This is a genomic window from Desulfovibrio mangrovi, assembly GCF_026230175.1.
Lineage (GTDB): Bacteria > Desulfobacterota > Desulfovibrionia > Desulfovibrionales > Desulfovibrionaceae > Halodesulfovibrio > Halodesulfovibrio mangrovi.
The window spans coordinates 91,915-103,866 of the sequence record NZ_CP104208.1; the positions used below are offsets into that span (position 1 = coordinate 91,915).

12 protein-coding genes and 2 tRNA genes are annotated in these 11,952 nt (G+C 58.8%); 9 read left to right on the forward strand and 5 right to left on the reverse strand.

Features of this window, described 5'->3' with window-relative positions:
* The first annotated feature begins 34 nt into the window (after positions 1 to 34).
* Together N1030_RS00385 and N1030_RS00390 are read left to right on the forward strand one after the other, a co-directional pair.
* Positions 35 to 109 (forward strand) — tRNA-Lys (locus tag N1030_RS00385).
* Positions 110 to 144: 35 nt separating this feature from the next.
* Positions 145 to 219, forward strand: a tRNA-Lys gene (locus tag N1030_RS00390).
* Positions 220 to 282: 63 nt separating this feature from the next.
* Here N1030_RS00390 and N1030_RS00395 read toward each other — a convergent pair.
* Positions 283 to 1,107, reverse strand: coding sequence for a carboxymuconolactone decarboxylase family protein (locus N1030_RS00395; RefSeq protein ID WP_265826981.1), 825 nt, complete (start codon positions 1,105 to 1,107; stop codon positions 283 to 285).
* 102 nt (positions 1,108 to 1,209) lie between these two features.
* Between N1030_RS00395 and N1030_RS00400 the strand changes: the two genes are divergently transcribed.
* Positions 1,210 to 2,094, forward strand: a complete 885-nt coding sequence (locus N1030_RS00400; RefSeq protein ID WP_265826982.1) for a LysR substrate-binding domain-containing protein — start codon at positions 1,210 to 1,212, stop codon at positions 2,092 to 2,094.
* A gap of 93 nt (positions 2,095 to 2,187) precedes the next feature.
* On the opposite strand, the gene N1030_RS00405 is transcribed toward N1030_RS00400, so the two are convergent.
* Positions 2,188 to 3,417 carry a M24 family metallopeptidase gene (locus tag N1030_RS00405; RefSeq protein ID WP_265826983.1) on the reverse strand — a complete coding sequence of 410 codons (1,230 nt, stop codon included), beginning with the start codon at positions 3,415 to 3,417 and terminating at the stop codon, positions 2,188 to 2,190.
* A 276-nt stretch (positions 3,418 to 3,693) separates the two neighbouring features.
* Here N1030_RS00405 and N1030_RS00410 point away from each other — a divergent pair, with 276 nt between their 5' ends.
* The 3 genes from N1030_RS00410 (at position 3,694) to N1030_RS00420 (ending at position 5,602) form a co-directional block, all read left to right on the forward strand.
* A complete protein-coding gene (locus N1030_RS00410) occupies positions 3,694 to 4,116 on the forward strand; it encodes a CoA-binding protein (protein ID WP_265826984.1) in 423 nt (140 codons plus the stop codon).
* A gap of 100 nt (positions 4,117 to 4,216) precedes the next feature.
* The gene (locus N1030_RS00415; protein WP_265826986.1) at positions 4,217 to 4,690 is read left to right on the forward strand and encodes a YkgJ family cysteine cluster protein; all 474 of its coding nucleotides are present in this window, start codon (positions 4,217 to 4,219) and stop codon (positions 4,688 to 4,690) included.
* A gap of 66 nt (positions 4,691 to 4,756) precedes the next feature.
* Complete coding sequence (locus tag N1030_RS00420; RefSeq protein WP_265826987.1) at positions 4,757 to 5,602, forward strand: J domain-containing protein; 846 nt, start codon at positions 4,757 to 4,759, stop codon at positions 5,600 to 5,602.
* Between the two features lie 68 nt (positions 5,603 to 5,670).
* Here N1030_RS00420 and N1030_RS00425 read toward each other — a convergent pair whose 3' ends face one another.
* Both N1030_RS00425 and N1030_RS00430 read right to left on the reverse strand, forming a co-directional pair.
* Positions 5,671 to 6,252 (reverse strand): DUF2867 domain-containing protein, encoded by a 582-nt coding sequence (locus N1030_RS00425; protein WP_265826988.1) that lies wholly within the window; start codon positions 6,250 to 6,252, stop codon positions 5,671 to 5,673.
* A gap of 26 nt (positions 6,253 to 6,278) precedes the next feature.
* Positions 6,279 to 6,728: a metal-dependent hydrolase gene (locus tag N1030_RS00430; RefSeq protein WP_265826989.1), complete on the reverse strand. Its 450-nt coding sequence runs from the start codon at positions 6,726 to 6,728 to the stop codon at positions 6,279 to 6,281.
* Positions 6,729 to 6,908: 180 nt separating this feature from the next.
* Here N1030_RS00430 and N1030_RS00435 point away from each other — a divergent pair, with 180 nt between their 5' ends.
* From N1030_RS00435 to N1030_RS00445, 3 genes are all read left to right on the forward strand, one after another.
* A complete protein-coding gene (locus tag N1030_RS00435) occupies positions 6,909 to 7,922 on the forward strand; it encodes a DMT family transporter (protein WP_265826990.1) in 1,014 nt (337 codons plus the stop codon).
* Between the two features lie 150 nt (positions 7,923 to 8,072).
* Positions 8,073 to 9,719 carry an acetolactate synthase large subunit gene (locus N1030_RS00440; protein ID WP_265826991.1) on the forward strand — a complete coding sequence of 549 codons (1,647 nt, stop codon included), beginning with the start codon at positions 8,073 to 8,075 and terminating at the stop codon, positions 9,717 to 9,719.
* Between the two features lie 10 nt (positions 9,720 to 9,729).
* A complete protein-coding gene (locus N1030_RS00445) occupies positions 9,730 to 11,124 on the forward strand; it encodes an aldehyde dehydrogenase family protein (RefSeq protein WP_265826992.1) in 1,395 nt (464 codons plus the stop codon).
* Between the two features lie 136 nt (positions 11,125 to 11,260).
* On the opposite strand, the gene N1030_RS00450 is transcribed toward N1030_RS00445, so the two are convergent.
* Complete coding sequence (locus N1030_RS00450; RefSeq protein WP_265826994.1) at positions 11,261 to 11,698, reverse strand: hypothetical protein; 438 nt, start codon at positions 11,696 to 11,698, stop codon at positions 11,261 to 11,263.
* Positions 11,699 to 11,952 lie beyond the last annotated feature (254 nt).

Here is an 11,952-nt window from a genome sequence, read left to right on the forward strand (position 1 = left end):
CGAAGAGATTCAGCCGCAGCGGCACAAATAGCGTGGGGCATTGGCTCAACGGTAGAGCAGTTGACTCTTAATCAATTGGTTCGGGGTTCGAATCCCTGATGCCCCACCACGCTTACAACGCCTTTGGCGACACAATAATATTTTGGGGCATTGGCTCAACGGTAGAGCAGTTGACTCTTAATCAATTGGTTCGGGGTTCGAATCCCTGATGCCCCACCACATTTAAGGCGCCTCGCGGTAACGCGGGGCGCCTTGATTTTTATCTCCGTTCTTCCCTTCCGGTCAGCGTTTCTGCTGATCAAACACTTCTCTGGCTGCAGTGATGCCATTAAGGGCGGCAGGAAATCCCGCATAGATAGCCATCTGTACAAGCAGTTCCAGAATGGCCTCCTGCGTCATTCCCACATTCAACGCCGCCTGCACGTGCACCTTGAGTTGCGGCAGCATGCCGCCACGACCGCAGCTTGCCGCGATCATGGCTATTTCCTTGTGCTCAGCGGAAAGAGCGGGGCGGCCGATGACTTCGCCGTAACTGAAGTCAACCAGCAGGTCTGCCAGCAGCGGAATGGTGCCCTGCATTGCCCGTAGCACATTTGTTCCGGCCTCTCCGCTGGTCGCGTGCAAGGTTTTGAGTCCCCTCCGGCGTTTCTCTTCGGGGGAAAGCGTTTCCTCCTTGGGGGTGAAATCCGGCGTGTGGGTGGCAAACACCTCGCCTGCCACGGCAATGGCATTCAGCGCAGCCGGAAAGCCTGCAAATACGGCAACAAGATAGATGACATCCACAACCTGCTGCGGCGTCAATCCGCAGGCCAACCCTCCACGTATATGGACGGCCAGCTGAGGCGCGGCATTGCCCATAGCCGCCAGAACAGCGATTGTGGCCACCTCCCTGCTTTGCAGATCAAGCTGCGGGCGGGCAATGACGCAGCCTCCGGCCACATCGATGATAAAACGGACCATGTCCGGCGCGACGGGGCCAAGTGCTGTCTTCAGTTTTTCCGGCATGTCCGGAAGCATGGCGTTGAAGATAGCTATTCCCCGCTCATGGTCTGATGCGTCCGTCATGGATGGGGTTGTCGTAGATGCTGCTGCGGTGTTCGTTTTCATGGATACCTCCTGACTGGGTTTCATTGCACAGTGCTCGTCTCTCTGTTATTTATCCAATACCGTTTTTCTCAATCTGTAATACATTTCATGTATGGTGACCGTGTGGAACTGAGGTTGATGGAACAGTTTGTCGCAGTGGCGGAAACCCTGCACTTCGGGAGGGCGGCGGAACGATTGTACATGTCGCAGCCGCCGCTCAGTGTGGCCATGCAGAAGCTGGAGGCGGAAGTGGGTGTTGTCTTGCTGGAACGGAACAGGCGCGGAGTGCGTCTGACAGCCGCCGGAGAGGTGTTTCTGGCAGAATGCCGCCAGATTCTTGCCGGTGTGCAGCAGGCCATGACGCTCACGCGCCGAACAGCGAGAGGCGAAGCCGGCGTATTACGGCTTGGTTGTATGGGGCCGGCCGTGGCGGCTGGCTTGCCGGATGTTCTGCAGAAATTCCGGCGGGAGCATCCGCATGTGCGCGTGCTGCTTGAAGAGGAGCTCTCCGTCCGGCTGTTATCCATGCTCAGGGAGGGATCGCTTGGTCTGGCTGTGGTCAGGTTGCATGGCGCATTGCCCGCCGGTGTGCAGGTGCGCCTGTTTTGCAGGGATGCCTATGTGGCGGCATTGCCGGAAGAACATCCGCTTTCCGCATCGGTGGGCATCGATATGGCTGACCTGCGCGATGACTCCATTATCCTCTTTCCTCGTTCCATGGGGGAGGCGTTGTATGATGCCGTCATAGCCGCTTGCCAAGGTTCGGGCTTCAGCCCCCGAATTGAGCAGGAGGTCAGCACCAAATCAACAACGTTGGCGCTTGTTGCCGCCGGAGTGGGCGTAGCATTTGTGCCGGCTTCTCTTGCGCGGGCGGGGTATAAAGGGGTGCGCTTTGTTCCCTTGCGGTCTGCGCTGCCCCCTGTTGAAATGTACTGGGCATGGCCTGCAGGGAGGAGTAACCCAGTGGTTGAGCGCTTTATGGAATATCTCGAATCCGGGGCGGCCTAGCGGCGGCGACAGGAGAGCATGATAAAGGGCACGCATTGCTGCGTGCCCTTTTGTATTTCGTAACATGAGGGGGCTGGGAAAGCCCTGACAGGACTACTCCACACAAACCATGTCGTATTCATCGCCCGTGATGCACGCGGCGCCGTTCTCGGTGATTTCAAACGTGTTCTCCACGCCCACCATGCCGATTCCCTCAATGCCAATCTTGGGTTCAACAGCCATGACCATGCCCGCTTCCATGGGCGCGTCAAACTTGTTGGCCAGCACGGGAAATTCGTCAATGCCGAGCCCTATGCCGTGTCCCACGAAAGGAACCTTGCCTTTGCCCAGCGCCATGAAGCCTTCGGCAAATCCGGCCTTGTCGGCCATCTGCACCGCCTCACGGTAGATCTCGGAAGGAATGGCTCCCGGGCGCATGCGTTCCGCAACATGGTGCTGAATGGCAATGCTGGTGTCATGGGCGCGGCGCACGCTGTCCGGAATGCTGTCGGCCTTGCCGGACCAGTACAGCTGGGTCTTGTCCGTATGGTAGCCCTCAAGGCAGAAGCCGATGTCCACGGCGAGGGGGGAGCCCTTTTTCCATACCGTGCCGGAATAGCCCATGTACGGCGTGGCGGGATGCTCGCCCTTGACGCCGAGGGGGCCGTTGAAGTGGTTGGGATAGTTCCCGTTTTCACCGGCAGAGACATGGCCGAGGAATATTTCTTCGCCAAAGGCGTTCATGCGCAGGATGCCGGAATGGCCGCGCGCAAAGAATACATCCCACGCGCGGTGCGATATTTCGCGCTCGTTCATGCCGGGGCGGATGAGTCTGGGCAGTTCCCTGTGCAGGCTTTCATGGTGGCGTTGACCGGCAAGACGCAGCTTGGCCAACTCCCATGGAGTTTTTACCGAACGGGCCAAGGTGAGAATGGTGTCGCAGGAAACGAAGGTTTTGTCGGCGAGCTTGGCGCGCAGCAGTTCACCGAGCTGCCATGTCAGGCCGGAATATTCCACGGCGACCGTATCGCCGAGGGGAGAATCTACTTCGTGCAGGACCTTGGCAATGTCGCCGTAGGAACGGAAGCTGTGAATGTGCTCCAGCGGGCTTTCCAGTCTGCATCGTTCAATGCCGTGGCGGACGAGCAGAACGGGGGCTCCTTCCTTCGGCAGCCAGAACAGGCCGTTGCCGAGAGTGCCTGTGAGGTGATAGATGTTCACCCGCGCAAAAACGAGCATGCCTGAAGCCTGCGGGGCGTGGGTTTCCAGCAGGGCGCGGCAGCGGGCATGGCGTTTTTCCAGTTCTTTTGACGGGATGACTTCTATGGCGGTATGTCGGGTCACAATATGCTCCTTGCGTTTAATCGTCGTGGCAGCCGGTGCGCTTCGCGGGTTGGGCTGCAATGCCTTGCGGGGCTGTGGCCCTGAGACGCCAGTGGAGCTGTTGTAAGTGATGCCTCATGAAATCGCAATGCCCGTCTCCTGACGGCGCAGTATGTATTCATATTGTATTGCTGCAATGTGGTCTGAGGGCTGTCGGTGCGATTGCGCTTCCCCGCACTGCGGCGTATGCTCGGCTGCAAGATGGATTGAAAAGGAAAGTAAGGTTGAAGGAACGTTATGCTATTTGACGACACCTTGCGCGATGCTCTGCGGAACGTCCGCACCATTGCCGTTATCGGGGCCAAGGACAAGGCGGGACAGCCTGTGGACATGGTCGGGCGTTATCTCATCACGGCCGGTTACACCGTCATTCCGGTGCACCCCATTCGCAAGAACGTGTGGGGCCTGCCGACCTATACCTCCATTCTGGATATCCCCGTGCCTGTGGATGTGGTGAACCTGTTCCGCGCATCCGAATTCTGTCTTTCACATGCAGAGGAAGTCTGCAGGCTGGCAACGCTGCCCTCGATTTTCTGGATGCAGTCGGGCATCCGCAATCAGGGTGCGGGCAGGCTGATGGCGGAAAGGGGGGTGCGGGTTGTCGAAGACAAATGCATCATGGTCGAGTTGCAGCGGCTGGGCATAAAAGGTCCGGCATAGACCGTTTGGCACCAATCGTTTCCGGCGCGTAGCATGACGAATACCGTTCTTTTTTGTCGATAATTCTTTTGATTGCTGTTATTTCAGGAAGTTGAATCATATGAGCTTGAATGACGATATGACCATGGCAGGGGAAGCGGAAGCCTTTGACTGCAAGATGTGTGGCCACTGCTGCCTTGGCGAAGGCGGTATTGTGGTGAGCCCCAAGGATCTGGACCGCATTGCCGACCATCTTGGCCTGACCCCTGAAGAGTTTGCGGAACGCCACGGCGTGCGTAAGGGGGAGAAGCTGTTCATCCGTGTGGGAGAAGACGGCTACTGCACCTTCTTTGTGCAGGGCAAGGGATGCGGCGTGCACATTGCCAAGCCGGACATCTGCCGTGCGTGGCCTTTCTTCCGTGGCAACGTGGTCGATGCCGATTCCCTTGAGCTGGCTAAAGATTTTTGCCCCGGTATCCGAAGTGATGTGAGCCATGCGGAATTTGCACGTCAGGGCCGCGCCTACCTCAAGGAAAATGGCCTGCTGGCTTCTGATCCGCGCTGCGAGGCACGTGCGCTGATTCTGGACGAATAGGGAAGAGCCTCAGGCAACGGAGCAAGGGGAATGGCCGTACGCGGCCGGAACGATCACGGAGGGGACGTGACGCTTAAGGAATGCTACAGGATACTCAAGCTGAAAGAGGGCGCAAGCGTAGACGATGTAAAATCCGCCTACCGCAAGCGTGCGTTCGAGCTGCATCCCGATCTGCATCCCGACAAGCCCGATGCGGCCCGTCAGTTTCAGTTGCTGAATGAAGCCTATGTGATGCTTACGCGCACCGGCAGCACGGAAGAAGGCTTCCGTACGCAGGCAGAGCAGGCCTATGCAAAGGCGAAGAAGGGATTCGACGCTTCCCAGTCATCCCAGTCGTCTCAGTCATCTCAAGCCGGTCAGTCCGCCCAATCCTCGCAGGAGCAGCGGACCAGGGCCTCGGAAGCCTATTCCAAAACCCAGTCGCAAAAGGCGGGCGGTTCGGCAACTGGGGCCCGCTATACCTCATCCCGACAGCAGGTTCGGCAGGAAGACGTGCTCAACGACATCCTCAAGGACCCCTTTGCCCGACGGGTGTTCGAGGATATCTACAGCCAGATCCGCCGGGAGACGGGGAAGGCTCCCTTGCCCAGGAAGCGCAAGCTGAGTTTCGAGTGGGGAGATTCCAAGCTTTCCTTCGATATGACCCACGGGCTTGCCGCAGGCGTGAAGGGCTGGATGCGCAAGCAGATGGACGATGAACAGACCATCCACCTGCCGCCGCAGAGTCTTGTGCCGGGGGCGCGCGTGCGCATCACCCTGTCGCAGGGCATGAACGAGGAGCCCCGGCAGATAGAAATCACCCTGCCATCGGACTTCGTGGTGGGGCGGCCCATCCGCTTGAAAGGGCTGGGCCGCAAGATAGGGCCGTGGGTGGGCGACCTTTACCTGCGCATTCTCGCCAAGCTTTCCTGAACAGGCTTTTCCGTCCGCTTATCTCGGCAGGAGTGTCCTGCGCCTTGCCACACCCTTTGCGACATCCGCTATTTCAGGCGTTGCAGGCCGTCCCGCATGCACATGGGCACAATCCACTTGTGGAAGGGGCGTACGACGAAAAAGTACGCGCGGCCCGTGGCGTTGTTGAAACGCACACAGGTGCTCAGCGAGATGGCGTCTGTTCCTGCAGGGACGCTTGTTCCGGTTTCCCCCTTCTTCCGTTCCAGAGCGATGACAAAGTCGAGATGGCTGTCCGATTCCTTGAAGAGCAGCAAGTCATCTTCCATGTGCACGAGCTTGAAGATGCCGATACGGTCGCCTATGGCCGGTTCGGAAACTTCAGCTCCGGGCTTGGGGACGCCTGTGCCCTTGGCGGTTTTCAAGCCCAGCGGTGCGACAAGCATGTCACGCAGTTGCATGAGCCGGAAAAGCAGCTTGGGCGGATGGGCAAACATGGCGTGCGCCAGCGCGTGCAGAGGCATATCGAATCCTTCGGGCAGGGGAGCCGAGAAGGTGTCCTGATAATCGATGCGCGGCAGCAGGCGGCGTATCTGTCCGATGTGCAGAAGTGTTTCGCTTTGCACTACGTCAGGGGAATATGTTGAGCTCTGCATGTCTGGCGTGGTCATGGTCGTGTTCATCCTTGGTTTGGGGATTAAAACTCCCGATCCAGAATCAGGTGCGAAAGATAGCCGATAACGGCGGCGGCATAGTAAGGCAGGGTTTCTTCCCATGATGTGCGGAAGAAAACCCACGGCAGTGCCATGATGGGCAGGGGAACCAGCAGCATGGCCCACCAGGTGTGCGTCCAGCCGCGATGCTTGCCCAGCGCGGGCAGCATGGCAAAGAGGCCGAGAATGCTGGCCCATTTGTAATGTTCGTGAATGATCAGCGTTATGTCTGTGACCGCCATGATGGCATAGAAGAAGTTCTGCCCCTTGGACTCGGTGTCGCAGTCGGGGAACAGGGCGGCCAGCGTGGAGATGGTGACCAGAATGGCAATGTATATGGGCTCGGCATCGAACCAGCCCATGTACATGGAACCGGCTATGATGCCGCCCGCCATGCCGGCTCCGGCGAGCATGTGTGCTTGGTATCCGGGCATCAAGTATCCTTTTGGATGGGTATTGTGGCGGGAGAATAGGCAAAAGGGCAGGCAAGGTAAAGCCGCATCTGTTGTTTTGTAAGGTGCGGGAGGATTGTCTCCGGATTGTGTGCCGTCTCAATTGACACGGTGCACGCAGGGGCGTAGCCCGTTCTTTCATATCATATCCGGAAGGTATTCATGTCGCGCACATCTCGCCCAGACGAGCAGAACGTTCCTTCATCCCCGCCAGCTTCCAAGCCTGCTTCCGCCGGAGCGGACAGCCATTGCGCGTCTTCGGCCTCGGTTTGCGGTTTGCCGGTAGACGATCAGCGACGCAATGCCATCGCGGGCATTCTCTTTGCCCTGTGCGCAACAGTCATCTGGTCCGGCAATTTCATTGTGGCGCGCGGGCTTTGTGATATTGTGCCTCCGGCCACGCTCGCCTTTCTCCGTTGGATCACGGCATTTCTTTTTCTGCTGCCCATAGGCTGGAAAGCCGTCATGCGCGAGCGGAAGGTGGTGCTGCGGCGCTGGAAGTATCTTACCGCCACGGCCTTTCTGGGCATCACCATCTTCAATACCCTTGTGTACGCGGCAGGCCGCAGCACGGCGGCGTTGAACATGTCGCTCATCGCCATTACTTCTCCCCTCTTCATCATGCTACTGGCGCGAATTTTTTTAGGGGAAAAGGTCACCACAGGCCGTGCCGTGGGCGTTTCCGTTGTGGTTTGCGGTGTGCTGCTGCTGGTCACGCGGGGCGATCTTACCCGCCTTGCCGGTCTGGAATTCTCCATCGGCGACGTGTGGATGTTGTGCGCGGCCATGCTTTTCGGGGCCTATACCATTCTTGTCCGGCGTATGCCGGAGCGTATGGAGCAGGCAGCCTTTCTGCTGGTTACCTTCGGCCTCGGAGCCTTCATGCTCATCCCCTTGGTCGCGTGGGAACAGGCACAGGGGCTGCATTTCGAGTTCACCCCCTCGCTGTTTGCCGTGATGCTGTACGTGGGCGTGGGCGCTTCCCTCATCTCCTTCTGGTGCTGGAACAAGGCTGTGAGCCTTATCGGCCCTTCGCAGGCGGGCATTGTCTACTACAGCCTGCCGCTTTTCTGCGGGGTGGAGGCTGTTCTTCTGCTCGGCGAACCCGTCAGCTGGGTGCATTTTGCAAGCGGGGCGCTCATTCTGGGCGGTATCCGCGTGGCTACACGAAGTTAGCCTCCGGTTTTCTGTCTTCACATGCTGCCCCTCGCGTGAGGGGCAGTTTTTTTCCTGCATCTATTTTCATTTTCTTCGACTCCTCTTTGACAAGAGGCTGCCCCATTTGTATATCCTATCAGGAATCATTTTCATCTGTGAGGATTGCATATGAACGCAGCGGATCTGTTCGTCCGATGTCTTGAGGCGGAGGGCGTGACCCATATATTCGGTATTCCCGGTGAAGAGAATCTTGCCTTTCTGGAAGCTCTACGCACTTCCTCCATCAGGTTGGTTCTGACCCGTCATGAGCAGGCGGCGGGCTTCATGGCCGCTACCTTCGGCAGGCTGACGGGCAAGCCGGGGGTGTGCCTTTCCACGCTTGGCCCCGGGGCCACAAATCTTGTCACGGCGGCATCCTATGCCCTGCTGGGCGGTATGCCCATGGTGCTCATCACGGGGCAGAAGCCCATCAAGAAGAGCAAGCAGGGGCGTTTTCAGATCCTGGACGTGGTGGGGGTGATGGAACCGGTAACCAAGCTTGCTCGGCAGGTGGTGAGCGGCAACGCCATTCCCGCTCTTGTTCGCGATGCCTTCCGCGTGGCGCAGGAAGAAAAGCCCGGTCCCGTGCATCTGGAACTGCCGGAGGATATCGCTGAGGAGACGGTTTCGGTTTCTCCCCTGACCGTTGCCGAGCCGTATTTTCCGCAGGCGGACAGGGCCGCTATCATGAAGGCGGTGGAGCTTGTCCGTGCGGCGGAACGGCCCCTGCTGACCATTGCAGCCGGTGCCAACCGGCACAGCGTTTGCGAAGCCGTGGAAGGCTTTGTGGATGTGACAGGCATCTATTTCTTCTCCACCCAGATGGGCAAAGGGGTTGTGGATCAGCGGCATCCCCAGTCGCTGGGCTCCGCTGCGCTCTCCGATCACGACTATCTGCATTGTGCCATCGCGCGGGCGGACCTCATCATCAATGTGGGCCACGACGTGGTGGAAAAACCGCCATTCTTCATGGAGCCGGATGACGGCAAGACAGTCATCCACATCAACTACTCGGCTGCGGAGGTTGATCAGGTCTACTTCCCACAGCATGAGGTGGTGGGTGACATTGCCGAAAGCCTGTATTCGCTGACCGAGGCGCTAGGCTGCTGCCGCAAGCCTTCCTACGAGTATTTCACCCGCATCAAACAGGAAGTGGAGCGCAATGTGTACGGCAACGGCCACGCGGCAGACAGTTTTCCGCCCACGCCGCAGCGCATCGTGCATGATATGCGTGAGGCCATGCCCGACGACGGGGTGCTTTCGCTGGACAACGGCATGTACAAGATCTGGTTCGCCCGCAATTACAAGGCGTACCGGCCCAACTCCCTGTTGCTGGACAATGCGCTGGCGACCATGGGGGCGGGGCTTCCGGTCGCCATTGCGGCCAAGCTGCTGTATCCTGAGCGTACCGTGGTGGCCTTGTGCGGGGATGGCGGATTCATGATGAACTCGCAGGAGCTGGAAACGGCTCTGCGTCTGAAGCTCGATCTGGTTGTGATCGTACTGCGCGATGACGGGTACGGCATGATCAAGTGGAAGCAGGCCGGAGCGGGCCTTGCCGTGTACGGTCTTGATTTCGGTAATCCGGATTTCGTGGCGTATGCGCAAAGTTACGGCGCTGAAGGCCACCGCATTACCGAGAGCGGCGAGCTGGGCGAGGTTCTGCGCCGGTGCTTTGCGCAGGGCGGGGTGCATGTGATAGAACTGCCCGTGGATTATTCCGAGAACGAACGGGTGCTGCTGCAGGAGCTGCGCAGCAAGACCTGCCTGCTGTAGGAGGTGCGGTATGTCCGCTATGCTGGAAGTGTTCAATCCCTATGATCGCAAGTCTGTTGCATTCGTGGAGACCGTGGACGAGGCACAGGCCTTTGCTGCGCTTGAACGGGCGTATGCCCTGTTTCGCGACCGTTCGCGGCATATTCCCGCGCATGAGCGGATTGCCATATTGGAAAGGGCTGCCGCGCTGATGCGTGAACGCAAGGAAGAGCTGGTTCGTGATGCCGTGATGGAAGGCGGCAAACCATGGGCTGACAGTGTGGTTGAGGTGGACAGGGCCATCAACGGGTTTGCCGTGGCTGTGCAGGAACTGGCAGCGGGCCACGGCAGCGAAGTGCCCATGACCGCAACGCCTGCCGCCGCAGGGCGGCTTGCCGTGACCATGCGCGAGCCGCGTGGCGTGGTCATGGCCATCAGCGCTTTCAATCATCCGGTGAATCTCATCGTGCATCAGGTGGTGCCCGCTTTTGCGGCGGGATGTCCTGCGCTGGTGAAGCCTGCCTCGGCCACTCCTGTTTCCTGCCGTAATGTGGTGAATATCCTTCATGAGGCTGGCTTGCCCGAAGACTGGGTGCAGTTCCTTCCCTGCGGCGGAGCCGTGGCGGAAAAACTGGTGGCGGACGAGCGTGTGGCCTTTCTTTCCTTCATTGGTTCGGCCCGTGTGGGCTGGATGCTGCGATCGCGTCTTGCGCCCGGGGCCACCTGTGCGCTTGAGCATGGCGGTGCGGCTCCCGTTATTGTGGATGCCACAGCCGATCTGGATGCCCACGTGCCCGCACTGGTCAAGGGTGGCTTCTATCATGCCGGGCAGGTCTGTGTTTCCGTGCAGCGTGTGTACGCTCATGCCTCCATTGCAGGCGAGCTTGCCCGCAAGATGGCCACGGCGGCGGAACGGCTGGTGGTGGGGAATCCGCTTGATCCCCGTACCGAGGTGGGGCCACTTATCAGCCCTGCAGAGGTGGAGCGTGTGGAAGCGTGGGTGAACGAAGCCCGTGAGGCCGGAGCGCAGGTGCTGTGCGGCGGCGAGCGCTTTTCTGATACCTGCTACAAGCCTACCGTGTTGTTCAATCCCTCTGATGAGGTGCAGGTTTCGCAGAAGGAGATTTTCGGCCCTGTGGTCTGCGTCTACAGCTACACGGACCGCGATGAAGCCATAGCCCGAGCCAATGCCCTGCCGTATGCCTTTCAGGCTTCGGTGATTGCGCAGGATATAGATGCCGCGCTCTATGCCGTGCGCAGGCTGGACGCCACGGCCGTCATGGTCAACGATCATACCGCCTTCCGTGTGGACTGGATGCCCTTCGGCGGGTACCGCCATTCCGGTATGGGCGTTGGCGGCATAGGCCATTCCATGCGGGAAATGAGTGTGGAGAAGTTGCTGGTGATCAAGTCGCCGTCGCTGTAGGCGGCGTATGATGTTTTAGCCGGGCTACGGTTCTTGCCGGAGTTTATTCGACAACAACTTGCAATCCGCGGACAATCATCCCGACCCGGGGTGGTTGCCTGCGGATTCTTTGCAGGTAATGTATGGTGGGGGGATATTATTCCCCGATCAGATCGTAGAAATAGGAGCGGTAGGCGAGATAGGCTGCATCGGCGCGGGCAACGACTAAATTGATGGACTCCCTGTCCGCACCGGTTTCCAGCCGTTCGAGCAGGTTTTCCAGCGCGGTGGCAAGCTTGAGGCTGGTGGAGCGGGCCACGGGGTTGTGCAGGCTGTTGGGGGCATCTTGGAGATAGCCGATCATGGCCCATGCCCGCATGGTCATGCCGGCATCCAGTTCGCCGTCTTCAAGGCAGGCGTCCAGCATGGAACGCATGTCCTCGTCGTCGATGATGTCGGCGGCTTCGCGAAAGTGCTTGATATCGTACCAGTTAGGGTCGGTGGGTGCATCGCGGTCGTTTTCCTCAGCCTTCTTCAGGACGGCGAACACCAGAAAAAGCATGCTGAACACGAGCAGTAGTATAGTCAGATGCATAACCTGCCTCCAATGATGCAACTATTCGATACTATTGCCTCTCTGTCAACCCGCCAGTTGTTTTGTCGTAGTTGGTTTGCTTGCAGCGCGTGACGGACAACGGGGGGGCATGACTGTTCTGCCCCTGTGGGATCGTTCTTTGTACCTGATCTGGAGGGTTATTTTCCCGCTCCGGAAAGGAATCCTCAAGGATCGGAAATTGACGCGGCATGATGCGCCCGTTACTCTGACCCACTGCCGATATGCGCGAGTAT